Source organism: Tianxiuia mixotrophica (assembly GCF_050596425.1).
Taxonomy (GTDB): Bacteria; Bacillota; Clostridia; order Peptostreptococcales; family Acidaminobacteraceae.
The window spans coordinates 3,195,548-3,222,382 of sequence record NZ_CP192292.1; the positions used below are offsets into that span (position 1 = coordinate 3,195,548).

Sequence of the window (26,835 nt, forward strand, 5' to 3'; positions counted from 1 at the left end):
ATGTGCCCCCTTCCTAAGCAGCTTTTTGCGATGCAAGAGCTTTAGCTTTCTTTGCTTGATAGGCATTGATGCCTGCCAAAATTAGACCCAGTGCCAGGAATGCACCTGGAGGTAGAATCATAATCAAGGCTGGTTCGAATGCTTCACCAAAGAGAGTGATACCAAAGATTGCACCAGCACCAAAGATTTCTCTAACAGCACCCAGTACAGTTAGAGCCAGTGTGAATCCAAGTCCCATACCAATACCGTCTAGCGCCGAATCGAGAACACCATTTTTAAAGGCAAAGGCTTCTGCTCTAGCAAGAATTAGACAGTTTACAACGATTAGTGGGATAAATAGACCCAGCGATGCGAAAAGGGCAGGCACGAAGCCTTCCATAACCATACCAACAATCGTTACGAACGTGGCAATAACCACAATAAATGCCGGTATACGAATCTTGCTCGGTATAAAGTTTCTCATAAGAGAGATTACAATGTTGGCGAGTACAAGTACAGCTGTTGTCGCCAGACCCATACCCATTCCATTTTCGGCTGACGTCGTTACCGCCAGTGTCGGACACATACCTAGCATTTGATAAAATACAGGGTTGTCTTTAAACAAACCATTTGTTAAAGTCTTCAGCTTCACTACGTCACCTCCTATTCTGTTATGCTCTCAAATACCTCTGTTGCTCTGTTCACACCGTCAGTAACTGCGTCCGACGTGATTGTTGCACCAGAGATCGCTAAAATTTGATTGTCTTCTGGATTGGATTTTACAACTGTAATACCAGCTAGGGCATCCATTCCATTGTACTGGTCATAGAACTCAGGCAGGGCAGCCTTAGCACCCAGACCTGGTGTCTCCTGATGGTTAGATCCCATACGAACCCCACCAACCTGACCATCATTTGTCAGACCCGTAGTGATTTCGATTGGACCGCCATAGCCACCTGGAGCAGTTTTTATAACATAGCCAATCACAGTGTCTCCTGCATAGCCTAGGTAGACTTCAAGAAGATTGTCATATTGACCCTTTAATTCATTAAACTGTTCTTCATCCATTGGCTTAAATGTGTCCGCTTCTGGCAGAACCGCCTTACGGTCATTTTCACTTGCAATGGCACGTTGTTCAAGAATTTTATCAATTGTCGCACCGTTTGTGAATGCCAGTAGCGTTGCTGAAACAGCGCAGATTAGAAGAAGAATCAGACCAAGTCTAACGATTTCTTTCATATCCAGTTTCATTATTTGCCACCTCCAAACACACGAGGGCTTGAGTATTTTTCAATAAGCGGCGCTGCAACATTCATTAGTAGAATTGAGTATGAAACGCCTTCTGGGTAACCACCGTAAAAACGAATAACAGTCGTTAAAAGACCACATCCAAATGCAAAGAACATTTGACCCTTAGGATTAATCGGTGATGACGCATAGTCAGTTGCCATAAAGAAGGCCCCTAGCATAAGACCACCAGCGAAAACATGATACAGAACCAGAGTCGGATCAAATCCACCAAGTATAAACGTAAGAACTGCAACAGTTCCAATATAAATTGTTGGAATTCTCCATGTGATTACTTTTTTATACATTAGGTATAGGCCACCTAATATAAGAAGGACTGCAGAAACCTCACCAATACAACCTGCAACATTCCCCAGTAGCACATCCATCATGCTTGGCGCTTGCATAGTTGTTGAACCAACAGCCGCTGATACATCAAATCCATAACTGTCTTTTAGCATAGCCAGCGGTGTTGCAGTCGATACTGCATCTGCACCAACAGCCGGAAGATTTGGTGTTGTCCATGCTGTCATTCGAACTGGCCATGAAGCCATCAACATAGCACGAGCCGCCAAGGCCGGGTTCATAAAGTTATGACCAAGACCACCAAAAGCCTGCTTTACAACTGCAATGGCAAAAATACTACCTATAACTGGTATCCACCACGGTGCTGATGCTGGAACGTTCATTGCAAGCAGTAAGCCTGTTAGAACCGCAGACCAGTCATTAACCGTTACTGGGACACCTCTTAGTTTTTGAATAGCTGCTTCTGTGGCCATTGCTGCAAGAATAGCAACTGCAACCACCATAAAAGCATTCACGCCAAATTTGTATATCCCCCACACCGTAGCAGGTGTAAGAGCAAGAACAACATCTCTCATAATAGAGTTTACTGACTCTTTAGATCGAATATGAGGAGATGATGATACTATAAGTCTTTGTTCCATCGTTTAACCCTCCTACTATTTCGACTTTCTGCGTGCAGCAAGAACTTCACGCTTACCAACTCTAATTGAGTGAAGAAGAGGACGCTTTGAAGGACAGACAAACGAACATGATCCACATTCAATGCAATCTAGGATATTGTTCTTTTCAGCGCCTTCATAAAGTCCTTTTAAACTGTAAGCACTTAAAGCAGCTGGTTGAAGGAAGGCTGGACAAATATCCACACACTTACCACATTTAATACAGTTCGCCGCTTCAGGGAGCCTCGCTTCTTCCGGTGTGAAAACCAAAATACCAGAAGTCGTCTTTGTTGATGGTATATCATCAGTATGCGTTGCAATACCCATCATTGGTCCACCTAGTATGATCTTGCCTGGTGTTCCCTTGTAGCCACCACTTTGCTCAACGATTTCAGAAAGCTGCGTGCCCACTTTAATGCGAATGTTTTGTGGATCAGCTATGCCTGCACCAGTGACCGTACAGATTCTTTCAACACTTGGCATACCAAGTTTAATCGCATCGGAAACAGCTGCAGCAGTGGCAACGTTGTTTACAACCGCACCAGCATCCATTGGCAGTCCACCAGATGGTACTTCACGCTTGGTACAGGCATAAATAAGCTGCTTCTCTGCACCCTGCGGATACTTTGTATGTAGACCTACAACTTCGATATCATTTTCACCTTGTGCTGCCTTTTTCATAGCTTCAATCGCATCCGGCTTGTTATTTTCGATACCGATATAACCTTTTTTTACACCCACTGACTTCATGATCGCCTTGAGACCAAAAACAATTTTTTCTGGTTCTTCAAGCATAAGTCTGTGGTCAGCTGTTAGATACGGTTCACATTCCGCACCATTTAAGATAACTGTGTCAATTGTTTTCTCCGGTGGAGGCGACAACTTAACGTGGGTTGGGAAACCCGCACCACCCATGCCGACAATACCTGCATTTCGAATGATCTCGATGATTTGCTTAGGTTCTAGCGAATCAAGTTCACCTTTTGGCTTAACTGATTCATGAAGCTCGTTCTTACCATCTGACTCAATAATGACACATGATTCTTGTCCACCCAGTACGTCGATTTTTTTTATATCAACGACAGTACCAGAAACACTACTGTGTACAGGAGCACAGACGAAAGACGAAACTTCTCCGATCTCTTGGCCCACCTTGACGTAATCCCCTTTTGCGACGGTTGGATCACAAGGCGCACCGATGTGCTGTCTTAATGGAATTCTAACGATTTTCGGTTCAATTGACTGAATAATCGCCTTCTTTTCCGATGCCTTCTTGGCATGTGGAGGATGAATCCCACCTATAAAAGACAGTAGACCCATGATAGTTCACCCCTTTTTACATTTGAACAATGAAGCAATCAAACGATTTGATTTGCCTCTAACTCACAACACCCAATTGAATGGGTAACACACAACAAATATACCCCGGTTTTTATCCGGTTGAAATTCACAATTTGATTTTGAGAATTTCTATATGAATAGCAAATGACAAAATTATGTTGCAATATCTTCACAACATAAACTCTGTCAAAGCGTGCTATTGCAAACGTTTTCTGTGTTAAGAATACTGTATACACAACTCAATTTTTTGCATAGCACCTCTAATTATTTTACTACATATCGCAGTCAAGTCAATCACAAATTCTTTTGTAAGCCTTGAAAAAACTTATGTAGAGGGTCTCTGCATGTTAAATGTATAACAGACTTTCGAGTTGTCAAAATCTTTGATAAATTCCTAACATTCTAATTGTACAGCTTTTTTTACGAATTCAAAACCGAAATATGCAATTTACTGATATTTTTTTATTTTCTATCCCCCAATATTATTTTTTATAAATTGTTTCAGAAACGTAAAAGTAACAGCTTTACAAAAGCTGTTACTTAAGATTAGAAGTTATTTAATTGATCTTATTATAATTTAAAAGTTCTTTTATGTAGACTTGGAAGATCCTTGACCCATCATTTTCATCGTTAATTAATTGTCGAATTCTCTCCGCTTGACTGTCCAAAGATTGTACAGCTTTATTTAGTGGTGTCTCGAACACTTGCGCACCATTATAATCGTTTATCGAAACAATCATGGCTTCGATTTTTGCTACATCACTTTCAAGGTATGTCTGAATGTCTGCTTGGCTTTTCATCTCTATGGTAGAAATAAAGCTCACATTGCTTTGAAGTCTTTCTTGATAAGTTTTGGCAATTGCCTGAAATCCTTCTAAACCCTCTTTTTCATCCGCTGTGTACTTAACAGCGTCTGGGACAACCACGATCCCCTTCACAAATGCATCAGGCACAGTTTGAACCACTTTTTGCTTTATGGTGTCAACACCGTCTCTTGAACCGCTAATGCCTGCCATAACCTTAAAATTATTGCCTTCGAAAACATAAGCATTCATGCCTTCTTCTTTTAATGCTGCCACATGCTTGTCCGCATTGCTTTTGGCGGAATAACTCCCCACTTGCAGACTAAAAAAGTTTACACTTGGCAGGTCATAATTTTTCTTTTCAACCACCACACTTGCCTTTTCAGTGTCTGTGACTCCATCTTCTGATTCCGCTTCATTTGACACAACAATAGCGTCACCATCTGTTTTCTCATTTTCTTCTGTTTGAGTTGTTTCAGTACGACTGTCCTCTTGTGTCACCTGTTCATTTTGAGTTTTGTCATCATCTTTCGACGTTTGACTGACCTCCTGCGATGGACGTGATTCAGGCTGTGCTGTCTCAGGGCCAGAGCCCGATAGAAAAACCTTCATTCCAAAATAACCAATCCCTGCAAATACAATGGGCAATACGAGTATGAGCCCAAGTGCTTTTAGTTGTCTGTTTTCCATATAAGATGCCTCCGTTTTTACCTTACTCAAACACCATCATTATAGCATATTCTAAGAAAGGAATATTATCAAAGCAGTTACGGTCATAGGAAATGTTTCATATGGGTTGCTAAAATCCACATGGGTTTAAGTGCGTTTCAACCGTTAAGATGGTATAATACTAAGGGAAAGAAGAAATTCAAACGTAAATACAAACTCATATTTTGCAAGAGATTGAAAGGTGACATTATGCGATTAGTTCCAATAGGTTGTGTCGTTGAAGGCACAGCGATCGCCAAAGATATCATGAATTCTCAAGGAACGATATTATTAAAAAAAGGCGTAGTATTAAACGATGCACTTATAAAACGCGTGGAAGAAAACAATGTGCTCTCAGTTTACATTGATGATGAATACAGTGATCAGGAAATTAATGATGTGATCAAACCAGAAGTTCGACAAAAGACAGTGCTTGCCATTAAAGAGACTTTCGAAAACATTGAACGCTTTAACATTCGAGCAAAAAGTTCTGAACTGAACTTAAACCAGCGACTTATGGTCAAAGGTATGGAAAAGTACATGGACAATTTAAAAAACATGTCCAAGTACATTGTTGATGAAATGACATCCAATAGAAATATTATGATCAATCTGGTGGATATAAAGAATATTGATACCTATACTTACCAACATTCACTCAATACAGCCATTCTCTCTTTGATTTTAGGAATCGAACTCAAGTTGAGAAAAGATGACCTCTTTCCCCTCTTCTTTGGTGCCCTCATGCATGACATTGGCAAGGCATTTCTGCCCAGTTCTGTTGTCAATAAAAGGGGCAATTATTCTCAAGAGGAAATGGAAAAAATCCGAGAGCATCCACAATTGGGCTATGAGTATTTGAAAGAACACTACGGCATCAACAGCGCTTCAAAGGTGGTTGCCCTTCAGCACCATGAGAAATATGACGGCAGTGGCTACCCTAAAGGTATGTCCGGCGACCACATTCATAGGTTTTCAAGGATTGTTTCCATAGCCGATTGTTATGATGCCATGACTTCTGATACGCCAAATTCTGTGGCCTTACCGCCAAACGAGGCCATCGAGTACATTATGGGATCAGCTGGCACACACTTTGATTTTGAAATGGCCAAGACTTTTGCTAGAAAAGTTATACCATACCCAGAAGGCACACTTGTAAATTTGAGTAATGGTACGACTGCTGTTGTTGATCTTGTAAACCCCAATTATCCACTTCGACCAAGGGTTAAAATCCTTCAGCGAGGTATTTCTCTTGATGATCTGGTAGTTGTTGACTTAATGAATGAAACAGCCATTACCATTTTGGGCATTGAGTACAACGACCCTTTTAAAAGCTAATTTTCTAAAACATTTATTGGCAAAACCATAAAACGATTAGCAATCTCAAAGCAAGTAAAAAGGGCTGGGGTGATTCTATCACCCCAGCCCTTTCATTCAATTATATGAACTTTTTTAGTTCGTACAGCACTTGCTTTGATCCCTAACAAGTCTATTTCGTAAGTCGTTCTATTGTCATTACGATTTTATCCCTGTCAAATGGCTTCACAATAAAACCTTGAGCCCCAGACTTAACCGAATCTACAACCATATTTTCCTGTCCCATGGCGCTAACCATAAGAATTTTTGCATTTGGAAACTCATCTTTAATCAGTTTTACGCCTTCTATACCATTACAGACCGGCATAGTGATGTCCATTGTGACAATATCAGGCTTCAATTCTCTGTATTTTCTAAGAGCATCCTTGCCATTTTCTGCTTCCCCAACAACTTCGTGTCCAGCATTATTTAAAATGTCACTTAGCATCTTTCTCATAAACATTGCATCATCAACAACTAAAATTCTTTTCCCCATGTTGACCCCTCCTATATTCATTATGATTATATCATGATCAGTATCAAAGACGACACACCAAATTCCAAAATTATCTAAAATGATCTATTTTCTATAAATAGCTCTATTTCTTTATGATTACTTTATGATTTTTTTTCATATCACTGTCCTTAGCTATTATACCCACACCCAGGTTTATTATTTATGAATATTTTCACCTTTTACCTTGACAGGCTTTTCGCATCCATGTTATGATTCAAAAAAACTATTCGAGGTGCATAAATATGAATTCTCTAACCAAATCTATTTTTGTACAACTTCATCATCATCACCATCTACCAAGAGTTTGTTAATCTGAGTGTATATATTTCATCAGATGCAAGCTCTAAATGTCGTGTTTAAGAGCTTGCGTCTGATGGTGATCCAGTTACGGAGAGCCGTATGGGCGTTTTAGCCCATACGGCTTTTTTTATTTCCATAAGCATTCAAAACCCATTCGAACAAAAGAAAAGAGGCGAATTCACAATGACAATGTCCTATTCTATCGATGCCTTTAGGCGTATAGATGCAATTGACGCAATATTCAGAAAGTCATCAAAACTGCATGGTTATACAAGCATAGTGCCCGGAAGTGTATCTTCTTACAAGGCTCTTTCGAACTTCTATCCCCAGGATTTGAGCCAAAGTGTCAAATACACTGGCCCAGATGGAAACATCTACATGGTTAAATCTGACCCAACACACTTTGTCACCCAATTGGCATCGCAAAACAAGCGCACAGGCCAAGCTGTACAAAAGTATGCCTATACCACAAGCAAACTCAGCTGGAAAAGCCACGAAGGAAAAACAAAGGAAATTCTACAGTGCGGTTTAGAAGTGTATGACACGCCCAATCCCCTGGCTGAAGCAGAAATCATACGGGTGGCCTACAAGGTTCTTGAAGAAAGTGGCATTGGAAAAATTATCGTTGATCTAGGCAATATAAGCATTACAGAAATTCTTTTAAAAAAATGTTCCCTCTCCCACCTGGAAAAAGAGAAACTAAGGGATCTGATCGACACAAAGAATCTGCCAGAACTGAGTGTTTTCCTTGGTCATTTACAACTGGAACCATATCAAACCAAGGCACTTGAGTCTCTGCCACAACTTTTTGGAAGCCCTGAGTCAGTCTTTAAGATGGCAAGAGAGCTCACCCTTGACACCGATGCCCTCAGGGCTATAAAACGGGTCGAAACTTTATTTAAAGCCCTTTTGGATTATGGTCTTGACCGGAACATGATCAAAGTGGACTTTTCATTCACAAACAACTATAGCTACTATACTGACAACATTTATAAAATCTATACCGCTGATAGCGGTCGGGTTCTAGCATCGGGCGGACGATATGACAATGCATTCGGATACGGCCTGACAGCCTGTGGTATAGCACTCTATCTTAATGAAATCAACGAGGTGATTGAAATGAAACAACTTGATAAATCAAATTTATACCCTATGGATTACGCCATCTATTACAAAAACGATGACAGAAAACCCGCCATAAGACTTTCAGACAAGCTTAGGGATTTAGGCTACACTGTGACAACAATTGAGGGGTGTGCAGACAACCTTCCCACAGAAGCAGAAGAAGTTCTATCGGTTAAGGGCAGTCAACTGGAAATTATAAACCAAAGAATGAATACCTTTTGTCGCTCTAGTTTCGATCAATTTATTAGAAAGGTGGAAGATCAATATGCCCCAAGCTCAATCCACTAACCCTCTTAAAATCGCCGTGGCCAAAGGTCGAGTGGCTAAACAAACACTCAAGGCTTTGAAAATGGCTGGTTACGCCCTCCCAGAAAGCCCTGGAAGAGCCTTAAGACCACTCGATGACAACAAGACTCTTGACATGTTATTCGTAAAATCAGCAGATGTCCCCACTTATGTAGAGCTGGGCGTTGTCGATGTCGGCATTGTCGGCAAAGATGTGATTGATGAAAAAGTCTATAAAGTTTATGAACTTATGGACTTAGGTATTGGAAAATGCCAACTTTGTCTGGCTGGATTTGCAGATTTTGACTACAACAAAATTCCCTATCTAAAAATTGCATCGAAATACCCCACACAATCGTATGCCTTTATGAAAGCAAAGGGCATAGACGGTCAGGTTATTCCACTTGAAGGGTCTGTTGAGCTTGGTCCCATCGTCGGCCTTTCAGACTGCATCATAGATATTGTTGAAACAGGAACAACGCTTAAAGAGAATAATCTTCAAGTCATTGAGTCCATTAAGCCCATTAGCTCAAGACTCATTGCTAACAAAATAAGATACAAGACCAAGACAGAACCCATTGTTGCATTTATGGATGTATTAAAGACCCAACTCAACCAGGAGGCTCAGTGATGATCATTCGACGTATAGGAAAAGATGACTTTTTCGAAATTCAAAAGGAACTTGCAAATAATTTTTTACCCAATGAAGAGGTTATTGTCTCTGTCTCAAAAATAGTAAGAGATGTCAGAACACTTGGCGATGAAGCTGTCGCAAAATATACAAAAGACTTTGACGGATTCACCCCCGACACGTCCCGTGTTCCACTTGAAGTTCGAAACAAGGCCTATAAGGAAGCGACCAATGACTTTAAAAGAATCTTAGAAAGCGCCAAGTTTAACATTGAACGTTTTCACAAAAAACAAGTGGTCATAGACTGGGAAGTGACACCTGAAAGAGGACAACGAATGGGTCAGCTCGTCCGCCCGCTTGAATCGGTCGCTCTCTATGTCCCAGGTGGAAAGGCTGCCTACCCCTCCTCTGTTTTAATGAACGCCATCCCTGCTCAACTTGCTGGGGTTAAAAGAATCGTCATAGTGACCCCTGCCGGCCCTGACGGGACTGTCAATCCCAGTGTTTTAACAGCCGCCACCCTTCTGGGAATTGATGAAATATACCGAATCGGTGGTGCACAAGCTATTGCAGCGGTTGCCTACGGGACCGAAAGCATTCCTCCAGTCGATAAAATTGTGGGACCTGGAAACATGTATGTGGCTGAAGCCAAGCGACAAGTCTATGGTCAGGTTGATATTGATATGATAGCCGGACCAAGTGAAGTTCTTGTTATAGCTGATGACTCAGCCAATCCCCAGTGGATTGCTGCTGACCTTCTGGCTCAGGGGGAGCATGATGAAGCTGCTGGTATGATCTTGGTGACAACATCTGAAAAAATAGCTTCAAAGGTGTCCGCCGAACTGGTCAGACAAGCAAACGTCTTATCAAGAAGTGAAATTTTGAAAACCAGCCTCAGGGGTGCAAAAGCCTATGTGGTCGACTCAATTGATACAGGTGTAGAGCTTTCCAACCTCATTGCGCCAGAACACTTGGAACTTCAAGTCAGTGATCCCTTCACCTACTTGGATAAGGTTCAAAACGCCGGCTCCATCTTTTTAGGTGCATATACACCAGAAACCCTTGGGGATTATTTGGCTGGGCCCAATCACACCCTTCCAACGAGCGGTGCAGCTAGGTACGCATCCCCCCTAGGTGTTTATGACTTCATTAAAAGACCTAGTTACTTATCTTTTACCCAAGAGGCTTTAAGAGACCTTGCAAGGGATCTTGAGTACTTTGCAAACGAGGAGGGCTTAACAGCCCACGCCAATGCCGTAACAGTGAGGTGCAGACCATGAAGAACACAAGATTACACGCCAATGAGAACTGGTACAACCCCCTGCCTGACATAAAGGAAGACTTACTAAAACGCCTCCTTAACATCAAACTCCAAGAATACCCAGACTCTGATGCGGTAAAACTGAAAGAGGCTATCAAAGATTACATCGGCGTTCCACAAGATCAACTCATATGTACCAATGGTTCTGATGAACTCATTAAAATTATTTTCGATGCCTTTTCAAAACCTGGAGACAATATTGTTATACACAGCCCAACTTTCATTGAGTATAGCGTTATGTCAAACATTCGCGGCTGTAACCTGTGTTCAGTAGACCCAAAGTCAAACCTCTTAGCTGATGTCGATGAAATAATTAATGAAGCTGTTCGAACAAACGCTGCTATTACTTTTATCTGTACACCAAACAACCCAACTGGCCATGTGTTTAGCCCCACTGATCTTATGAGGATTATAGAAGAGGTTCCAGGTCTTGTTGTCGTGGATGAGGCCTATGCTGAATTCTCGCAAATGAGTCTTATAGACACCAGTTATGACACAGACAAGGTTATAGTCATGAGAACCCTATCTAAGGCCTTTGGAGCAGCAGCTATACGGGTTGGTTATGGTGTGGCTTCACCACAAAGAATAAAGGCCATGAACAAGGTCAAAATGCCTTACAATCTATCGGCTTTTGCCCAGGAGTCAGCCATTGTTCTTCTGGAAAATAGACACCTGCTAGAGAATGTTCTAAGAAATATAAGGCAGGAGCGTATGTCTGTTTATGGTCGGTTAAAGGAAATTGAAGAGACCACAGGAGCACTTGAAGTCTTTCCCTCCTATGGTAACTATATTTTGATCAGGTCTTCTGCTGACAAAGACATATATGATGCATTAACAGCCAACGGTCTCAAAATACGAAAATTTGAACACGATAAAAACTTAAAACAATGCTTGAGATTTTCCATCACCCAAAAGCAGACCAACACATCTGTTGTTGAAATAATTAGAAGGGTCGTGTCTACCACTTATGAATAAAAATATTAAAAGAAGTGCCGAGGTCTGTCGCAAGACCACTGAGACCAATATAGAACTTGCCATCAACCTCGATGGCAAAGGCACATATGACATTCGTACAGGCATAGGCTTTTTTGACCATATGCTGGAACAACTTTCAAGACACAGCGGGGTCGACATCACACTAAAATGCACTGGGGACTTGCACATCGATGCCCATCACAGTGTTGAAGATGTTGGCATAGCTCTTGGTTCTGCCTTTAACGATGCCCTTGGCAGCAAGAAGGGCATCGCCCGTTATGCCGACACCATCACCCCCATGGATGAATGTCTTCTGCTTGTTGCCCTTGATTTTAGCGGTAGGAGTTATTTGAAATTTGACGTTTCCTTAGGGGCGCAAAGACTAGGAAATTTAGAAACAGAGGCCATCAGTGAATTTTTTAATGGATTTTGCAGAACAGCTGGCCTGACGCTTCACATCAAGAGACTGGATGGGGGCAACACCCACCATATGTTAGAAGGCATATTTAAGGGATTCGCCCGAGCCATAAAAGAGGCTATCAGCATTACAGACCTTTCAGAAGATGCTCATATCCCCTCAACAAAAGGCACCCTATAAGCTGACAACGAAACAAAGGAGATAGCATATGATTGCAATAATTGACTACGGCGTTGGAAACATTCAAAACGTAAAAAACGCATTCAACAGGCTTGGCGTGGACTGTATTGTCACCTCAAATCCCAAAATAATACTGTCTGCCCGCGGAGCTGTACTACCTGGCGTTGGCGCCTTTAAAGATGCCATGCAGTCCTTGAAAGACTCCGGTCTTGACAAAATTGTTTTGCAAAGAGCTTATGCCAACAAGCCCACCCTGGGGATTTGTCTGGGTATGCAGCTCATGTGTGAAGAAAGCTATGAAGATGGCCAAACAAAAGGTCTTGGCATATTTAAGGGCAAAATTGAAAAACTAAGCATTCCCTTTAAAGTCCCACATATGGGATGGAACGAGCTGGAAGACCAGAAAGCAGATGAACTCCTTCGAGGGCTTGAAAAACCGGCTTACTCATACTTTGTACATTCCTATTACCTGACAAACCACTGCGAGGAAGATGTGCTTCAAGTGGCAGATTACGGTGTTAAAATTCCAGCAACCCTTCGCAAAGACAATATGTTCGCCATGCAGTTTCACCCTGAAAAAAGCGGTCGAACTGGTGAAAAACTTTTAGAAAATTTTATCGACATCATGAACCGAGAAACTAAGGAGACCCTATCATGAAAATTTACCCAGCAATTGACATAAAAGATGGCAAATGTGTTCGTTTATATCAAGGCCGTGCCGACAAAGTGACTGAATATGGAAATAGTCCTAAAAATATGGCCCTCCTCTGGATGGCACAAGGGGCTAAACAACTCCACCTTGTTGATTTAGATGGCGCCTTTACAGGTCAAGGCCCTGCTCGTGAGGCTATACTTGATATTCGCAGGGCCACTGACCTGCCTCTTCAAGTTGGCGGAGGCATTCGAAGTTCTGAAGATGTGGAAACTTATTTGCAAGCTGGTATTGATCGTGTGATTGTGGGCACTATGGCTGTTAAAGCCCCTGATCGCCTTCAGGCGCTCGTCAAAAAATACAAGGATCGAATTGTGGTCTCTGTGGATGTTAAAGACGATTACGTGACAACCGATGGTTGGGTCAATGCCTCGGGAATAAAGACCACAGCGTTTTTAGAAAAACTCAATCAAATAGGTGTTCAAACCATTGTTTTAACGGATATTTCTAAAGATGGTGCCATGACCGGTCCCAACCTTGAAGTCTTGATTGAAGCCAACAAAGTCTTTTCTGGCACTGTCATTGCTTCAGGTGGTGTATCGAAGCTCCAGGATTTAATTGATTTATCCCAGGCTGGTCTGACTGACGCCATAGTCGGCAAGGCCCTCTATGAAGGAACAATCAATCTCGGTGAGGCACAGGCTTACTTAAAATAGAAAGGCGTGGTTTTATGTTATGTAAAAGAATCATTCCCTGTTTGGATGTCAAAGACGGCCTCGTTGTAAAAGGCACCCGTTTTAAAGACATAAAGCAAGTGGAAGACCCTGTATATTTGGCTGAGCGATATGCCGAGCAAGGCGCAGATGAACTTGTCCTTTACGATATTACAGCAACCCATGAAAAACGTGATATCTTCTTAGATATTATTAAAGATGTCTCACAGGCCATTAACATCCCCTTTATGATTGGCGGGGGCATTCGGAAGCTTGAAGACTTTACGAAAGTTCTTGGTGCAGGTGCTGACAAGGTATCTATTAACTCAGCTGCTGTTGCCAATCCTGATTTGATCCGCCAAGCCGCACGAAAGTTCGGAGCCCAGTGTGTCGTTTTATCAATGGATGTGATTAGAAGTGAAAGGGGCTGGGAAATCGTCACCTCTGGTGGTAGGACACCAACAGGACTTGATGCCCTAGAATGGGCCAAAAAAGGCGTGGCCCTGGGTGCTGGTGAAATCGTCATCAACTCCATAGATGAAGATGGTGTCAAAGGTGGTTATGATCTTGACATCATTGGTGAAATCAGTCGATCTGTCAATGTGCCTGTCATTGCATCAGGGGGTGCAGGTCAAGAAAGGCACTTTTATGAAGCCTTTGCAAGCGGAGCCGATGGAGCCCTTGCGGCGTCAGTCTTTCATTACGGGGAAATTGCTATTCCTGACCTAAAAGACTATTTGTCAATGAAGAAGATCCCCATGCGAAAGCTTTAAGCTAAAGAAAGAGGTAAAACAATGGATACGAAGCGCCTAGAAATAAAATGGAATGAGGATGGACTGATTCCTGCAGTTATACAAAGTGCCGATGACAAAGAGATTCTTATGCTTGGATATATGAATGAAAGAGCCCTTCTTCAGACCCAAACCACTGGACTTGTCACCTTCTACTCAAGAAGCCGTAATAAACTTTGGACCAAGGGGGAGAGTTCAGGAAATTATTTAAGGGCCTTAAGTTTACAACTGGACTGTGATAGGGATACCATCCTTGTTAAAGCAAGCCCCGACGGTCCCACCTGTCACATTGGAGAAAAATCTTGTTTTTTCACCCCCATTTCCTTACAAACAAATCATGCCCCAGTCACTTTGGATAAAGAGAGTGAAAAAAAGTGTATGCCCGCTTATGAGCATACACTGGATAAACTTATGAAAACTGTGCAAGACCGAAAGAACAATCCCATCGAGGGATCTTATACAAATTATTTGCTCAAGGAAGGTCTTGGTAAGATCTTAAAGAAAGTCGGTGAAGAATCTTCAGAAATCATTATTGCCGCCTTGGCTGAAGAAGACCAGGCCCTAATTGGCGAAATCGGCGATTTATTGTATCACCTTACAGTGCTCATGGCCAAAAAAGACATCAGTTGGCAAGAAATTCTTGAACTGCTTGACGCTCGCGCTTCTTAATTATGAAGGACGTGACAAGCCAAGCGATGAATGCATACGTCATAAGAGACACGATCCACTCACCATAGGCCGTAACAGCAGGGCTTGAAAAAATAAGATAACGAACCAGCGCTAAACTGCCTAAAATAATAAAAAAGATTAGTCGAATCAGCCCTAGGCCTTCCACTGCCTGTGGCATACGATGTCGGGTCTGACGAAGCATAATATAGATAAAGATACTTATTAGGCCAATTAGAGTGCTTGTGTGCTGAAGCAACTTATAGATTGGAACCTCTTTGCCTATGATTTCCACTGTATTTGTCAGTACAGGAAACAGGCCCACAACGGCACCTGTTTTATGGGTAAAGGCATCCCACCCAATATGCGTGAGCATACCTGTCAACGTCCAAAATATAAAATTCAGCCACTCAGCCAAGGCATAATGCCTTACGTTTCTTCCGAAACGTGGCCATTTTTTTGCAAGAAAGCTGGGAAGCAGCTGGATAAGACCATCTTCAAGCACGTTCATATACAAAATTGCCAAGACAATACAAATGGGCAGATTTAAAAAGAACATGCCCATTATGGTATGTCCGCCCATTGAAGCTGGCTTTAACCTCAAAAAATATTCAAAATCAGGTGCCATAGACCCTATAATGAGTCCAAAAACACTGATTGCTCTCATTCTTTTTACAAATGGTAGACTAACGACTGCATGCGCTGGAGTAAATGGCATTAAAAAATCACCTCATGTCCTATTATATTGATGACATGAGGTGATTTCAACTACCAAACGTGACGTTCACATAAATTTCACTTTTAAAGGCCTGGTTTAGTCAACCGGCACCATGATTTCCATACCCACTTCAATGAAATTGGCATTATCAAGGTCATTTAACTCAGCCAGTTCCTTCCATGTGGTTCCATAGGCCTTTGCAATTTTCCAAAGCACGTCTCCAGGTTGAACAAGATAGGTTGTGGAATGTCCCACCTTTGATCCTTTTTTATCCAATAAGACTTCGAGTTCATCAACCAATTCAGAGAAGTAAGCTAGTAGAGAATCCACAGGTTCTGAACTGTTCATATCCACACCCGCATTTTTAAGAACTGTGATTGGATCAGCCGATCCCCCAGCTCCTAAAAACTCAATATAGGCTTCAAGGGCCCCTTCTTTTCCATCCATTATTTGATTGACTATGGAATATCCTGCCGACATGGATGTTGCGTATTTATACACATAAAAATTCATATAGAAATGTGGAATACGCGACCAACCATACTTCTGGTACTCTAGCGTCGTATAATCAGGTCCAAAGTATTTTACAAGAAGTTCCATCCAAAGCTCATTGAGAACATCTGGTGAAAGGGGTTGTCCTGACTCCACCATTTCATGGGCTCTTTTTTCAAATTCTGAGAACATAACTTGAACAAAAACTGTGCCCCTGATGTTATCAATTTGCTGATTGACAAGATAAAGCTTCTCATCATCTGTTTTGGCATTCTTAATTAAATGATCCATAACCAACATTTCGTTTACTGTTGAAGCCACTTCTGCAGTAAATATCGGATAGTCTGCCATTGAATATGGCTGTTCTTGATTGGAATACTTTGAATTAAGCGCATGACCCATCTCATGCGCTAGGGTGAGCGCACTGTTTAGAGTGTCATCATAATTCATTAATATGAAAGGATGGGTGTCATAGGTGCCCCACTGGTAACCCCCTGTATACTTGTTACTGTCCTCATAAGCATCCACCCATCTGTCATCGATGCCCTTATTAAAATCAGTCACATACTGCATACCTAATGGTTGGAGTGACTCTGCTATCAAGTCAACGGCCTCATCAAAAGGAATGTTCATTTTAAAAGTATCTGTCAAAGGGACATAGGCATCATAGTAGTAGAGATTCTCATAACCCAAGGCCTGCTTTCGAACCTTATAATATTTATGAAGAGGCTCTAAATTGTCATTGACAGCTTCAATAAGGTTGTCATAAACAGACTGAGGAATAGACTCAGCGTATAATGATGCTTCTATAGAAGAATCAAAGCCCCTTGCTTTTGAGAAAAAAACATTCTTTTTGATTTCTGCCTCATAAGTTGCTGCTAGGGTATTATTCACCTTTTCATAAATGCTGTATCGAAGTTGTGCAGCTTCTTTCCTATAGTCACGGTCTGTGTCTTCGATGATTTGACTGAATAAGCCAGGGGTTAATTCAACTTCTTCCCCATCTTTATTCTCAATGTATACTTTTTCCTTGTCGGCGATTGTCACCTTGTCAAATATGTTTTTAGGTGACCCTGACATATCCGAAGCCAGGGATAGGATTTTTTCTTCTTCTTTAGAAAGAATGTGTTCTTTCTGGCTTAAAAGACCTTCCAGATAAACCCTATGATCCTTGAGACGTTCGTCCTCTAGGAAAGTTTGGAGGGTCGCATCATCAAGCTCAAGGATTTCAGGCTGGACATAAGACTGCGCCGCTATGTATTTGCCATATAAACCACTTGTGATAGAAGACATTTCCACGGCTTCATTATTTGTCTGATCGAGGTCTAGCATTAAGTTGGCATACACATATGCTTTGAACAACTTTCTTGAAGCCTCTTCATCAAGGGCAAATAACTCCACAAGAGCATCCGCAGTATTTAATCGTCCTGCATAACTCTCAATTTGGGGCAGGAGGGTTTCCACCGCCTCAACATCTGCTTCAAAGGCATCGCGAGACGTATATATGTCTCTTAAATCCCATTTGTACTTGTCATCGGCTTGTGATCTTGACATTAAATCCGACCCGGCAAATGATACAGTTTGCCCTAAGAGTAGAATAAACACCAAGGATAAAGCCATAACAATACTTTTCTTACTTCTTTGTCGATTCATTTTAATTCCCCCTTTGGTAATAATTCCCGTACTCTTCAATTATACCAGCTTTTTCTTTTTTTCAATCATATATGAAAAAAAAAGAGCCAAAAGGCTCTTTTCAAATTCATAATCATTAATTATTTTATCCAGCTTTGAAGATTTGATGAAACAATAGATAAAAGACCCATGGCCATAATCATCATGATGGTAAAGGTTCTAAACTTGTCTTCATTAGCTTTGTTCCCCAAGGAAACGCCCGACAGGACGCCGATAACAAGCGCGGGAAGCAAGTAGACTGATGTCTTTATGACCTGCGCCCCCAGTTGACCATTTAGATAAAATATACCAACAGTGATAATATTGAGTATGAAGAAATAGCTGGTCAAATTGGTCCTAAATTGCTTTTTCTCCACGCCTTCATTCGTCATAAAGAGTATAACAGGCGGTCCACTCATAGAAATGCTTCCATTAAGCAAACCACTCATAAAGCCCGTTGTCAAAAAAGAAAGGGTCTTGCTTCCCATTTTGACTTTGTAACCTTTATACATAAAGATACCAGAAACAAAGATAATAATGCCCACAACAAACTTTAAAATGTCAGGATTTGCTGTCATTAGCAACTTTGCACCTAAAGGGGTGGCTATAATTCCAGTTGTTAAAATAATTCCTATGGCTTTAAAATCCGGTTTGGCTTTAAGTTTTATTAGAATCATAAAGTTCATAAGTAAGCTGTATAAAACAAGCATTGGCACTATTATGTCAAGAGGCATAAATAGCCCAAGCAATGGGACAGCCAACAAGGAAAAGCCAAAACTCGTCATACCCTGAACACAACTCGATGCAAAAACAACTAAAAAACCAAGTAATATTGTCATAAAAATCCTCCCATGTACAAACACATGACCATTCTAGCACAGGCGGGAGGGTGGAACAATTGTTTTATTGAACTTTCAAGTTTTTCATTAGAAGATTTTCTGTAACCCCTTCTCTATAAAGGCCTGGTACACTCCCTACAAATTTGTAACCTTCTGTTTCATAAAGGGCACTGGCTCTAAAATTAAACTCAGCCACTGCAAGAAAGGTCTTGGGACTTATTTGGACTGCACTTTCTTCAAAGGCCTTTAAGAGGGCCTTTCCGATTCCTTGCCCCCTCATATCAGTTCGCACAAAATGTAAATGGATATAAGGGTGAATTCGGAACACGCCATTTAAATCGAACCATATAAAACCAACAGCCTTACCATCAACAACTGCAACGAGGACCCTCTCATCCCGCCTTGCATTTTCTAGTATGGTCTGAACCTTGTCAGCATCTGATTGGAAGTATAATTCTCCCATGGTTGAATTGGCTGTCATAACAGCAATATCTGATATTTCTTCTATTTGCATATCTCGAACGATAATATCCATATTCATTTCACTCCTAAGGTTTTTTACCATTCTAATATGAATACATTATTTGCACACCATAAATATGCACAAAAAAACAACCCCATGTCTGCATTTCAGCTTATGAATCAAGAAAAGCGATTTGAGGTTGCTTTGATTTTATAAATTGATCAACTTGTAAAATATCAGTCAAGAACCCACGCTACACCTTATTATAGAAATTTAAGAATCAAAAACTCTATATAGGATATGGCGAGGGCTTAGATCTTTAATTTTGCAAGCCACTGGAATGATTATATACTTATGTTTGTTATAAATAGGGCAAGATCTGAACCCATTCATCATCACTCACCTCTTTTTCATCGCTGTGTGAAAATCTATCAAGGAGCAACTTTGCAAGTTTTTCCTTATCAGACTCTGCTACACTAAAACGCTCGCATAAAAATTCGAAATTCAATATAAACTTCTTGCATGCACTTGTTGTATACGTTTCTAGTGTCTCGCTTTCGTTAAACGATTCCAGAATTCTTGCTGGTATAGGTTTGAAGTTAAAAGTTTGGTTCAAGGTCTCTGATTCCATTTTATGGGCCTCTTCCAAACCAGATAAAACACCCATGTATTGCAGGAGCATTTCCTTTGATGGCTGGGGCACCTTGAATGTTATATCAGCCAATCCAAGTCCTTTTTTCTGATCTGTAAAGCGTAAAAAGTGTGCATTTTCTCCTAAGACCATATGCTTGATGCGAGTTGCTGTTTTTTCATGGATGCTTATGCTTGGGTCTAGTACATATACCTTTTTTCTCGCCTTATCTGAACCTTCATTGTCGTTAATAGAACGTTTGGCCATTTCGGAAATCAATAAGTATAGGCGGGACATATATCGGATGTCAAAAGCCAACAATATTAAGTAGGGAACAAAAAGACCATAATACACAGGGGAAGATGCCCCTAAAAAGTATTCCACCATAGATAGACTAGGCAATGTTTTGTAGGCGTATAAAGTTGCAAGCAGAAGGGCTATGTTAATAAATAGGCGTCCGGGCCCTACAAGGAGTAAAGTCAAAGGGTTAATAACAAGACCCTTAATACGCTTTTGCCATTTTAAGATAAAGGGAAAACGACTGAGTCGGATCATTTCTCCACTCATTTTATCAAATATTGCAAATTCTGTAATAGCAGCCCTTCGAACAAGATCCTGCGCTTGCCCTTGATCGTTTTTTCTGTCCTCATGTGTGATTTTCTTTAAATCATCACGATGGCGAATTCGAACAAGTTCTAAGTCTTTATCAGCTTCAAGTTTTGCTTCCAAAAAAGATTTACTCGATTTTAAGACCAAAGGATCTTTTGAGTAAATATCCACAAAAATTGATTCCAAAGACTTCCTTTTTAAAAGCCCTGTCATAAGGACCAAATCCTTTTGTATATGCTGAATTGATTTATGTATTTTATTCATGTCTTCCCTCCGTGTTTTTTGTCATAATTCATATAATTTTTACCTGTTTGTGAACGTTTCTAAACGCTTGCTTGAAAATTCCAGTTTAAATATGTAAGAATTATGGGTAAAATACTAACACTTCTTTCAGAAACCTGTTTGTTTATTTCGTCATGGGAGGTGTTTACATGCAAGCAGTTGTCCAAATTACAGAAAGACATATTTCTACATATCGGGCCATTCGGGATTATATCTATCATAATAGAAAATCTCCTGATTTAATTACAATTCGGGACATTGCAGGCATTCGTAGCCACTCGGAAGTCCTTAAGGTTTTACAGGATTTAAGCGATTTAGGATATTTACTATATGACTCTACGCAAACTGAAACCGTTCATCTGGCCAACTAAGCCGTATATATGCAAATAAAACCACTTTAATCCCGTTTTAAACGCGATTAAAGTGGTTTTTAATACTCGTCATTCCTAGAGCCATATTTTTTAAACATCATACCATCGGGGGTTAAATGCGAACAGTTTGGATGGTCTATGCCCTGCATCTGCTCTTGTTTTTCCTGTCTCTTTTACAAACTTCCCAATCTTCCTACGAAAATTAGCTTTTAAGAGCTCTCGTCCAAGTATCACTTCAAATGCCTTTTGTAATTCTGTCAGTGTGAAGCATTCTGGCATTAGATGAAAAATCAGTTCTGAAGTTTCCAGTCTCTTTCTGAGGGATTCAATTCCATACTGGAGAATAACACCGTGATCAAAGGCAAGTCCGTCACTTGAGATAAGTTCACGACTATATTTCACATGTCGTCCTTCCACCTGTCTTGATGTCAGAACCGTTACTTTAAGGCTTGTCCCTTCGTGAAAAAGTGTGATATCGAAATAGCGCTTCTCAACAAAACCATTGTCACCCATATCTCGTTCTTCACGTCTCAAGGTATAGGTCACGTCAAACCAAGCGGCCTCAGAGGCGTCCGACCCTGCCTTTGGAACCACTTCATTAACGTCCACAAGTGACATATATGCCGTACTGATGATTCGTCCTCTTGGGTCTCGATGAACCTCTCCACTTGTGTAGAGCTGTTCTAAATAGGCATTGTCAACACCTGTTTCTTCTTTTAATTCTCTATAGGCAGCAGCTTCTAAAGACTCGTCTATTCTAACAAAACCACCCGGAAGAGCCCATGTGTTTATAAAGGGGTGTTCCTTTCGTTTGATAAGCAAAATGCGCAGTTGCTTCTCTGGCAATTTTCTATAATTATCTGCTTCTTCACTGGCAATCGTAAACAAAAGCATATCCACTGTCATTGAGGGTCTGTCAAATGCAGACATGTCATAAGATTTTAGAAAGGCATCTTCTGTCATTCCATTCGCATCTAAGTTTTTATGTGCCATAGTTGTCTCCTCTTGAAGTCAATACAATACTATCTAACCCCATTATATAGTCTTGCCTAAATACTGTAAATTAAAAGACGATAACAACCTTACCCTTTGCACGCCCTTCTCCATAATAGTGAAAGGCTTCAGATGTCTGTGCAAAAGGAAAAACTCTATCAACAATTGGCTCAATTACGCCTTTTTCAAGCAGAGCACTAACCTCTTCTAAGTCAGAAAGTTTATTTACTGAGAGCATCATTTCAAAAGATTTCTTTGTCTTCCTACTTAAGGACTTTCCCTTGAGACCAGCTTCTATTAGCTGTTTGCTCTGCCCACCAATCATAATGTATTTTCCATCTTCCTTGAGTGCTCTTTCATAATGCTTTATAGGATGATAGCCATTGACACCTAGAATAACATCATAGGCGCTTTCGTTTTCTGTAAAATCCATTTTATGATAGTCGATCACTTCATCCGCACCACTAGAGTAAGCATTATCAGCATTTCTTCCACTACATATTGCCGTTACATGCGCTCCGTAATGTTTTGCAATTTGAATAGCAAATCCACCAACACCACCAGAAGCCCCATTGATTGCAATTTTCTGTCCTGGCTTAAGCATGGCTTTATCTCTAATGGCTTGAAGGGCTACAATAGCTGGCATAGGCGTTGCAGCAGCGCTCTCATAAGAAATATTGCCCTCGAATGTCGTAACAAGGTCTTCCGAGAGATTAATGTATTCTGACAAGCCACCAAATCCAGCATCAGCAAGAGCCCCAATAACACGGTCTCCGACTTTTATTTTTTCGACTCCAGGTCCCACTTCAACCACTTGACCAGATATATCTGACCCAAGTGTTTCAATTTTAGGATGAAACAAACCTGATGAAAACCTTAAAAAGAAAGGGTCTGACATAAGAAATCTATGATCTGCCGAGTTAATGGCCACAGCCTTTACTTTTATAAGAACTTCCTTTGCCTTGGGTGTGGGCTTTTCTTTTTCGACAATTTTCAAATGGTCTGGTGAACCATACTTTTTGTATACAACTGATTTCATAAAGCACCTCTTTCTTGTCCCGTTTTCAATATAGAATCGTTTACAGCTTATATTTCCCATCCATTCAAACACGTGTTGTTTTCCATCTGTTTATTGACTGCTTTTGACTATCACGTACAAAATCAGTGCCTTCCTAATTCAATTTGTCTTTACCCTAATTAAAAAGTTTGCTAGTCATATTTTGCTAGTCATATTTTGTTAGTAATATAGTGATACTATCTATTTGTTATTATCATTATATTACTAACAACTCTTCTTGTCAAACATAAACTTTCCCAGTCCATATTTACCACACCAGCACTCAGGTTTTTAAGCATAAAAAAGTGTTTTGAATGCATGCACTCTGGGCAGATTCAAAACACTTTATCAATATTATAATTTGTACACTACCTGAAAGGTTCTTTTTTCAGACGTTCTGACGCCCAACAACTCTTCAAACTCAACATCTTCACGAAGTTTTTCAAGAAGTTTCTCTGTTTTGTACTCAACTTCTATGGAGTCATCCTTTATAACAACCGTGTCATAACCACTATCAGCAGCTTCTCTACAAACACCTCTCAAATAAAACTTATTGAAAGTGCTCTCAGAAAACTCTTTATAGTTCTTGTCTGAAACACGGCTTAGGACAACTTCCCCACCTTTTGGAACAGCATTGTAAACCCGCATGCACTGCTTTTCTTTCAACTCTCTTGCCAGAGTCATTTCATCGCCTTCTGCCACAGCATTCATAAGTAAATCCGGTAATTCTACCCGACCACTATGATTGAGACAGTCAATACAATCAAGTCTATGTTCTTTAATGTCTTTCTCCACTTCTTCTGCCATGAAATCTCGTCTGATCTTATCTAGTTCTTTCTTGATCAGTGCCATTTTTCTCCCTCCAGAGCAAACTCATCTGAGTTCAATATCCTGTAAAAATAACCAGACCACTTCACATAAATTAATATCCAAAGGGAAATTAATTAAACAGGTTTGACACAATCAGTGATTAAAAATTAACAATCAGTCATTTTCTTGTGGCCACCAACCATCGACCACAGTCCACTCTATTTTTGAATCACTTAAAAACACATATTTTAAGATCATGCCGCCCATGACATGGCCGTCTTCAATGGGAACATAGACATAAGTCTGATCTAAAATTTGAGCATTTTCCAGAACAAAAAAAGGCGTCCCTCCCAGTACACCCTCAAAGGGAATAAGTTCATTTTGCCCTTTCAATGACCCAATAAGAGCCTCTGGAGACTGCGGATAGTCAAGACTTTCCCAAAACCAAAGCTTATCATCCTTGATCCCTTGTTGAGATTGGCCTTGCCTTGCCTTCGTTTGTTCTATTTGAGCTATTTGATTTTCTAAAGTTTTTAGCTGCATATCCTGCTTTTCGATATATGTGTTGAGTTCCCTTATTCTATTCTCTAAGCGGTCAACCTGTACGCCCTGATAGGTCGAAACACCTACCACTATACACACAAGTGCAATGCCCAAATACTTTATAGTCCTTTTCATATTGACCCCTTCCACTTTGTCTGTCAATTCTTGGTCAGGCGCTTGGAAAATTAACCGATCCACATCCTGACAATGCCCAGTATAAAATTTTCATTGTTTTTTTCACATTTCAATCAAATCTAGTACGCCTCTTCGTGATGAAACAATATAGTCCGCTTCATCCAAATACGATTTGTTGTAGGCATCCTTTATCAGGCAGCCCAATAATCCAGCCCCACGTCCAGCTTGAATGTCAAAAAGTCTATCACCTACATTCAAGGTTGTTTTCTGACATAGATCATGTTTGTTCATAAGGTATAAAAAAGCCTCAGGATCAGGCTTTCTCCTAAATCCGTCATCAATCGTTATCGTATCAAGAATATAGGCTTCCATCCCTGTGGCTTTCATTATTTTATACGTTGAGGTATTTCTATGGGTCAGCACAAAGTTGTTTATTCCTTTCTCAACAAGATGCTTCAGCGTCTCAATTGTGTCTGAAAACAATTGATAAGACGCTCCAGGTTCCACTCCCTCTCTCTCAATGAACTGTGCCCTCACCTGACTCATAACAAGAAGATCTGGACCAGCAAATAATTGTATGGCATGTCCCATGGATACCTTTATAGCTTCATAAACATCTTCATATGATGTTTCAATACCATGTGTATTTAAAACATTTTGCAAAAGCCTTGCCATTACAGGATAGCTGTCCACAAGGGTTCCATCTAAATCCCATATTATATTTTTAATGCCCGTCATCATTTAGTCAAACTCCTTAGCTGTACTCAGCGCAAACTCTATCCAATTTTTATTGCCCCCATGAGAAAACACCTCTTCTACCAAATAGCTTGCCAGGTCTTTCAATTGGCTTGGTCCATCTGCAATAATTTTCTCTGCGGCCATATCTGCAAGTATGTAATTATACATATATAGGGGTTCTGATAGCCTCAAGGCCTGTCTAAGTCCAATGGACATTTCTTCATCACTTTCTATAATCCTTTGGTAATGCGCTCTGAAGAGGTCTTCGGGACTTGTATCAGAAAACCAAAGTTCCAGTTCATACAGGGCCTCAATAGCAAATCGGGCATACTGAAGAACACGGATTTCATCAAGGCATTTCCCATGGGTATCACGGAGAATCTGCCCCAGATACCTCTCCGTTAAAACCCCTGTCAACTCCTCATAGAAATTTGAATAAATCCTATCCAAACCTTTTGAATTGTCGTAGGCATGTGCTATGCCATGGCCCATTTCATGGAAGAACACATTCATATCAAAGAGCGTGTCCACCCTTTCAATGTTTATATGGATCTCATTCGGTCGCACTTCCGATGCGAACCCTGCCTTATTACATGTATGCCTTTCTATTTTAACATTTCCATAGACCTCTGGGAAATAGTTCAAAACCCTGTCCATCAGCATGATATGATTCACTTTGGCTCCACATTCAATGGATCTTAATCCTGTGTACCAATTGTCGAGTTTTAAATCATATTTTTTTATAAGCTCTTTGGCCCTCTCGATTTCATGATTGAGCCTATCATTCAAACCTTGTTTCAAAGCATTAATTTCAATGCCCTCAAGACTTAAAATCATACTTGCATAAGACTCATATCCAGCCTTTTTTGCATGTCGATCACGCAGGGCCATCATGAGAAGAAAATCCGTTGTCATCTTGTCAGTATCGATTTCGCTATCAACAATATAGTTTTGTGTGTCAGACAGGTAACTTCGCATGGCAATAATATCTGGATGGTAGTCTACAAGAGCATAATGAATGATTCGTGTCTTGTTTTTCTTGCTTTCTCTTTTTTCAATATTCATCTGTTTGGCTAAAATATGTAATTGTCGTTCAATGGCATCACAGTTTCTTTCTTCTTGAAGAATCCATTTATGCCAAAGACATAAGTTTTTTTCATAATACAGTTCCAGATAGCTATAATCAGAAGCCATGCTTTTCCTCCTTCCAAACTATCTGTTTATATACCCTCCAAGACATTCGGATACCTAAATTTTAGGAAAGTGGACATAAAAAAACACTCGATTCTATTATTCTAGAACCGAGCGCCTAAATATTTTATATTTCAGGTGCTTACAAAATTTCAGATCTACGCTCTCGCCATATCCTATATAGAATTTATGATCCTTAAATATCTATATAGGGTATAACGAGCCTTCTTCAATGATATTTTGCAAATTGCTCATTATAAAGTCGTCGATTGCTTAAAT

Annotated in this window: 28 protein-coding genes; 11 read left to right on the top strand and 17 right to left on the bottom strand. The window is 40.5% G+C overall.

Going from position 1 to position 26,835, the window contains the following annotated elements; all coding sequences use genetic code 11:
* Positions 1 to 13: 13 nt before the first annotated feature.
* The 5 genes from rsxE to ACQ4KW_RS13995 form a co-directional block, all read right to left on the bottom strand.
* A complete protein-coding gene (gene rsxE, locus ACQ4KW_RS13975) occupies positions 14 to 631 on the bottom strand; it encodes an electron transport complex subunit RsxE (protein ID WP_430883098.1) in 618 nt (205 codons plus the stop codon).
* A gap of 11 nt (positions 632 to 642) precedes the next feature.
* Entirely contained in the window at positions 643 to 1,230 is a 588-nt protein-coding gene (locus ACQ4KW_RS13980; protein WP_430883099.1) for an RnfABCDGE type electron transport complex subunit G, read from the bottom strand.
* Entirely contained in the window at positions 1,230 to 2,213 is a 984-nt protein-coding gene (locus ACQ4KW_RS13985) for an RnfABCDGE type electron transport complex subunit D (protein ID WP_430883100.1), read from the bottom strand. Before ACQ4KW_RS13985 ends, ACQ4KW_RS13980 begins: the two co-directional genes overlap by 1 nt.
* A 15-nt stretch (positions 2,214 to 2,228) precedes the next feature.
* Positions 2,229 to 3,551, bottom strand: coding sequence for an electron transport complex subunit RsxC (gene rsxC / locus ACQ4KW_RS13990; protein ID WP_430883101.1), 1,323 nt, complete (start codon positions 3,549 to 3,551; stop codon positions 2,229 to 2,231).
* A 578-nt stretch (positions 3,552 to 4,129) separates the two neighbouring features.
* The gene (locus tag ACQ4KW_RS13995) at positions 4,130 to 5,065 is read right to left on the bottom strand and encodes an SPOR domain-containing protein (protein WP_430883102.1); all 936 of its coding nucleotides are present in this window, start codon (positions 5,063 to 5,065) and stop codon (positions 4,130 to 4,132) included.
* Positions 5,066 to 5,293: 228 nt separating this feature from the next.
* Here ACQ4KW_RS13995 and ACQ4KW_RS14000 point away from each other — a divergent pair, with 228 nt between their 5' ends.
* Positions 5,294 to 6,421: an HD-GYP domain-containing protein gene (locus tag ACQ4KW_RS14000; RefSeq protein ID WP_430883103.1), complete on the top strand. Its 1,128-nt coding sequence runs from the start codon at positions 5,294 to 5,296 to the stop codon at positions 6,419 to 6,421.
* A 151-nt stretch (positions 6,422 to 6,572) separates the two neighbouring features.
* On the opposite strand, the gene ACQ4KW_RS14005 is transcribed toward ACQ4KW_RS14000, so the two are convergent.
* Positions 6,573 to 6,935: a response regulator gene (locus ACQ4KW_RS14005; protein WP_430883104.1), complete on the bottom strand. Its 363-nt coding sequence runs from the start codon at positions 6,933 to 6,935 to the stop codon at positions 6,573 to 6,575.
* 420 nt (positions 6,936 to 7,355) lie between these two features.
* Between ACQ4KW_RS14005 and ACQ4KW_RS14010 the strand changes: the two genes are divergently transcribed.
* Genes ACQ4KW_RS14010 through hisIE form a run of 9 tightly spaced genes read left to right on the top strand, consistent with a single transcriptional unit; the run spans position 7,356 to position 15,016 of the window.
* Positions 7,356 to 8,669, top strand: coding sequence for an ATP phosphoribosyltransferase regulatory subunit (locus ACQ4KW_RS14010; protein WP_430883105.1), 1,314 nt, complete (start codon positions 7,356 to 7,358; stop codon positions 8,667 to 8,669).
* Complete coding sequence (gene hisG / locus ACQ4KW_RS14015; RefSeq protein ID WP_430883106.1) at positions 8,647 to 9,297, top strand: ATP phosphoribosyltransferase; 651 nt, start codon at positions 8,647 to 8,649, stop codon at positions 9,295 to 9,297. Before ACQ4KW_RS14010 ends, hisG begins: the two co-directional genes overlap by 23 nt.
* Positions 9,297 to 10,577 carry a histidinol dehydrogenase gene (hisD, locus tag ACQ4KW_RS14020; protein ID WP_430883107.1) on the top strand — a complete coding sequence of 427 codons (1,281 nt, stop codon included), beginning with the start codon at positions 9,297 to 9,299 and terminating at the stop codon, positions 10,575 to 10,577. The genes hisG and hisD overlap by 1 nt, the downstream gene beginning before the upstream one ends.
* On the top strand, positions 10,574 to 11,593 hold the full coding sequence (gene hisC, locus ACQ4KW_RS14025) for a histidinol-phosphate transaminase (RefSeq protein ID WP_430883108.1): 1,020 nt from the start codon (positions 10,574 to 10,576) through the stop codon (positions 11,591 to 11,593). Before hisD ends, hisC begins: the two co-directional genes overlap by 4 nt.
* On the top strand, positions 11,586 to 12,191 hold the full coding sequence (hisB, locus tag ACQ4KW_RS14030; protein WP_430883109.1) for an imidazoleglycerol-phosphate dehydratase HisB: 606 nt from the start codon (positions 11,586 to 11,588) through the stop codon (positions 12,189 to 12,191). Before hisC ends, hisB begins: the two co-directional genes overlap by 8 nt.
* A 28-nt stretch (positions 12,192 to 12,219) precedes the next feature.
* Positions 12,220 to 12,849 (top strand): imidazole glycerol phosphate synthase subunit HisH, encoded by a 630-nt coding sequence (gene hisH / locus ACQ4KW_RS14035; RefSeq protein ID WP_430883110.1) that lies wholly within the window; start codon positions 12,220 to 12,222, stop codon positions 12,847 to 12,849.
* Complete coding sequence (hisA, locus tag ACQ4KW_RS14040) at positions 12,846 to 13,559, top strand: 1-(5-phosphoribosyl)-5-[(5-phosphoribosylamino)methylideneamino]imidazole-4-carboxamide isomerase (protein WP_430883111.1); 714 nt, start codon at positions 12,846 to 12,848, stop codon at positions 13,557 to 13,559. Before hisH ends, hisA begins: the two co-directional genes overlap by 4 nt.
* A 14-nt stretch (positions 13,560 to 13,573) precedes the next feature.
* A complete protein-coding gene (gene hisF / locus ACQ4KW_RS14045; protein ID WP_430883112.1) occupies positions 13,574 to 14,329 on the top strand; it encodes an imidazole glycerol phosphate synthase subunit HisF in 756 nt (251 codons plus the stop codon).
* Between the two features lie 21 nt (positions 14,330 to 14,350).
* Positions 14,351 to 15,016, top strand: a complete 666-nt coding sequence (gene hisIE, locus ACQ4KW_RS14050; RefSeq protein WP_430883113.1) for a bifunctional phosphoribosyl-AMP cyclohydrolase/phosphoribosyl-ATP diphosphatase HisIE — start codon at positions 14,351 to 14,353, stop codon at positions 15,014 to 15,016.
* Here hisIE and ACQ4KW_RS14055 read toward each other — a convergent pair.
* The 5 genes from ACQ4KW_RS14055 to ACQ4KW_RS14075 form a co-directional block, all read right to left on the bottom strand.
* Positions 14,970 to 15,731 carry a DUF4184 family protein gene (locus tag ACQ4KW_RS14055; protein ID WP_430883114.1) on the bottom strand — a complete coding sequence of 254 codons (762 nt, stop codon included), beginning with the start codon at positions 15,729 to 15,731 and terminating at the stop codon, positions 14,970 to 14,972. The two genes, hisIE and ACQ4KW_RS14055, sit on opposite strands and share 47 nt — an antisense overlap.
* 96 nt (positions 15,732 to 15,827) lie before the next feature.
* Positions 15,828 to 17,876, bottom strand: a complete 2,049-nt coding sequence (gene pepF / locus ACQ4KW_RS14060; RefSeq protein ID WP_430883115.1) for an oligoendopeptidase F — start codon at positions 17,874 to 17,876, stop codon at positions 15,828 to 15,830.
* A gap of 119 nt (positions 17,877 to 17,995) precedes the next feature.
* Positions 17,996 to 18,733 carry a sulfite exporter TauE/SafE family protein gene (locus ACQ4KW_RS14065; RefSeq protein ID WP_430883116.1) on the bottom strand — a complete coding sequence of 246 codons (738 nt, stop codon included), beginning with the start codon at positions 18,731 to 18,733 and terminating at the stop codon, positions 17,996 to 17,998.
* 64 nt (positions 18,734 to 18,797) lie between these two features.
* Entirely contained in the window at positions 18,798 to 19,268 is a 471-nt protein-coding gene (locus ACQ4KW_RS14070; protein ID WP_430883117.1) for a GNAT family N-acetyltransferase, read from the bottom strand.
* 289 nt (positions 19,269 to 19,557) lie between these two features.
* Positions 19,558 to 20,700 (bottom strand): hypothetical protein, encoded by a 1,143-nt coding sequence (locus ACQ4KW_RS14075; protein WP_430883118.1) that lies wholly within the window; start codon positions 20,698 to 20,700, stop codon positions 19,558 to 19,560.
* 167 nt (positions 20,701 to 20,867) lie between these two features.
* Here ACQ4KW_RS14075 and ACQ4KW_RS14080 point away from each other — a divergent pair, with 167 nt between their 5' ends.
* Entirely contained in the window at positions 20,868 to 21,089 is a 222-nt protein-coding gene (locus ACQ4KW_RS14080; RefSeq protein ID WP_430883119.1) for a hypothetical protein, read from the top strand.
* 90 nt (positions 21,090 to 21,179) lie between these two features.
* Here ACQ4KW_RS14080 and ACQ4KW_RS14085 read toward each other — a convergent pair whose 3' ends face one another.
* The 6 genes from ACQ4KW_RS14085 to ACQ4KW_RS14110 form a co-directional block, all read right to left on the bottom strand.
* Positions 21,180 to 22,082 (bottom strand): NUDIX hydrolase, encoded by a 903-nt coding sequence (locus ACQ4KW_RS14085; protein WP_430883120.1) that lies wholly within the window; start codon positions 22,080 to 22,082, stop codon positions 21,180 to 21,182.
* Positions 22,083 to 22,152: 70 nt separating this feature from the next.
* On the bottom strand, positions 22,153 to 23,121 hold the full coding sequence (locus ACQ4KW_RS14090; protein WP_430883121.1) for an NAD(P)-dependent alcohol dehydrogenase: 969 nt from the start codon (positions 23,119 to 23,121) through the stop codon (positions 22,153 to 22,155).
* 372 nt (positions 23,122 to 23,493) lie between these two features.
* The gene (locus ACQ4KW_RS14095) at positions 23,494 to 23,991 is read right to left on the bottom strand and encodes a hypothetical protein (RefSeq protein ID WP_430883122.1); all 498 of its coding nucleotides are present in this window, start codon (positions 23,989 to 23,991) and stop codon (positions 23,494 to 23,496) included.
* A 132-nt stretch (positions 23,992 to 24,123) separates the two neighbouring features.
* The gene (locus ACQ4KW_RS14100; protein ID WP_430883123.1) at positions 24,124 to 24,690 is read right to left on the bottom strand and encodes a hypothetical protein; all 567 of its coding nucleotides are present in this window, start codon (positions 24,688 to 24,690) and stop codon (positions 24,124 to 24,126) included.
* Positions 24,691 to 24,729: 39 nt separating this feature from the next.
* The gene (locus ACQ4KW_RS14105; protein ID WP_430883124.1) at positions 24,730 to 25,368 is read right to left on the bottom strand and encodes an HAD-IA family hydrolase; all 639 of its coding nucleotides are present in this window, start codon (positions 25,366 to 25,368) and stop codon (positions 24,730 to 24,732) included.
* Entirely contained in the window at positions 25,369 to 26,559 is a 1,191-nt protein-coding gene (locus ACQ4KW_RS14110) for a hypothetical protein (protein ID WP_430883125.1), read from the bottom strand.
* Positions 26,560 to 26,835: the final 276 nt, after the last annotated feature.

Excerpts from the sequence above, each read along its gene's own strand:
- ACQ4KW_RS13980 (WP_430883099.1), bottom strand. The coding sequence starts at position 1,230 with ATGAAACTGGATATGAAAGAAATCGTTAGACTTGGTCTGATTCTTCTT.
- ACQ4KW_RS13985 (WP_430883100.1), bottom strand. The coding sequence starts at position 2,213 with ATGGAACAAAGACTTATAGTATCATCATCTCCTCATATTCGATCTAAA.
- rsxC (WP_430883101.1), bottom strand. The coding sequence starts at position 3,551 with ATGGGTCTACTGTCTTTTATAGGTGGGATTCATCCTCCACATGCCAAG.
- ACQ4KW_RS13995 (WP_430883102.1), bottom strand. The coding sequence starts at position 5,065 with ATGGAAAACAGACAACTAAAAGCACTTGGGCTCATACTCGTATTGCCC.
- ACQ4KW_RS14000 (WP_430883103.1), top strand. The coding sequence starts at position 5,294 with ATGCGATTAGTTCCAATAGGTTGTGTCGTTGAAGGCACAGCGATCGCC.
- ACQ4KW_RS14005 (WP_430883104.1), bottom strand. The coding sequence starts at position 6,935 with ATGGGGAAAAGAATTTTAGTTGTTGATGATGCAATGTTTATGAGAAAG.
- ACQ4KW_RS14010 (WP_430883105.1), top strand. The coding sequence starts at position 7,356 with ATGGGCGTTTTAGCCCATACGGCTTTTTTTATTTCCATAAGCATTCAA.
- hisG (WP_430883106.1), top strand. The coding sequence starts at position 8,647 with ATGCCCCAAGCTCAATCCACTAACCCTCTTAAAATCGCCGTGGCCAAA.
- hisD (WP_430883107.1), top strand. The coding sequence starts at position 9,297 with ATGATCATTCGACGTATAGGAAAAGATGACTTTTTCGAAATTCAAAAG.
- hisC (WP_430883108.1), top strand. The coding sequence starts at position 10,574 with ATGAAGAACACAAGATTACACGCCAATGAGAACTGGTACAACCCCCTG.
- hisB (WP_430883109.1), top strand. The coding sequence starts at position 11,586 with ATGAATAAAAATATTAAAAGAAGTGCCGAGGTCTGTCGCAAGACCACT.
- hisH (WP_430883110.1), top strand. The coding sequence starts at position 12,220 with ATGATTGCAATAATTGACTACGGCGTTGGAAACATTCAAAACGTAAAA.
- hisA (WP_430883111.1), top strand. The coding sequence starts at position 12,846 with ATGAAAATTTACCCAGCAATTGACATAAAAGATGGCAAATGTGTTCGT.
- hisF (WP_430883112.1), top strand. The coding sequence starts at position 13,574 with ATGTTATGTAAAAGAATCATTCCCTGTTTGGATGTCAAAGACGGCCTC.
- hisIE (WP_430883113.1), top strand. The coding sequence starts at position 14,351 with ATGGATACGAAGCGCCTAGAAATAAAATGGAATGAGGATGGACTGATT.
- ACQ4KW_RS14055 (WP_430883114.1), bottom strand. The coding sequence starts at position 15,731 with ATGCCATTTACTCCAGCGCATGCAGTCGTTAGTCTACCATTTGTAAAA.
- pepF (WP_430883115.1), bottom strand. The coding sequence starts at position 17,876 with ATGAATCGACAAAGAAGTAAGAAAAGTATTGTTATGGCTTTATCCTTG.
- ACQ4KW_RS14065 (WP_430883116.1), bottom strand. The coding sequence starts at position 18,733 with ATGACAATATTACTTGGTTTTTTAGTTGTTTTTGCATCGAGTTGTGTT.
- ACQ4KW_RS14070 (WP_430883117.1), bottom strand. The coding sequence starts at position 19,268 with ATGGATATTATCGTTCGAGATATGCAAATAGAAGAAATATCAGATATT.
- ACQ4KW_RS14075 (WP_430883118.1), bottom strand. The coding sequence starts at position 20,700 with ATGAATAAAATACATAAATCAATTCAGCATATACAAAAGGATTTGGTC.
- ACQ4KW_RS14080 (WP_430883119.1), top strand. The coding sequence starts at position 20,868 with ATGCAAGCAGTTGTCCAAATTACAGAAAGACATATTTCTACATATCGG.
- ACQ4KW_RS14085 (WP_430883120.1), bottom strand. The coding sequence starts at position 22,082 with ATGGCACATAAAAACTTAGATGCGAATGGAATGACAGAAGATGCCTTT.
- ACQ4KW_RS14090 (WP_430883121.1), bottom strand. The coding sequence starts at position 23,121 with ATGAAATCAGTTGTATACAAAAAGTATGGTTCACCAGACCATTTGAAA.
- ACQ4KW_RS14095 (WP_430883122.1), bottom strand. The coding sequence starts at position 23,991 with ATGGCACTGATCAAGAAAGAACTAGATAAGATCAGACGAGATTTCATG.
- ACQ4KW_RS14105 (WP_430883124.1), bottom strand. The coding sequence starts at position 25,368 with ATGATGACGGGCATTAAAAATATAATATGGGATTTAGATGGAACCCTT.
- ACQ4KW_RS14110 (WP_430883125.1), bottom strand. The coding sequence starts at position 26,559 with ATGGCTTCTGATTATAGCTATCTGGAACTGTATTATGAAAAAAACTTA.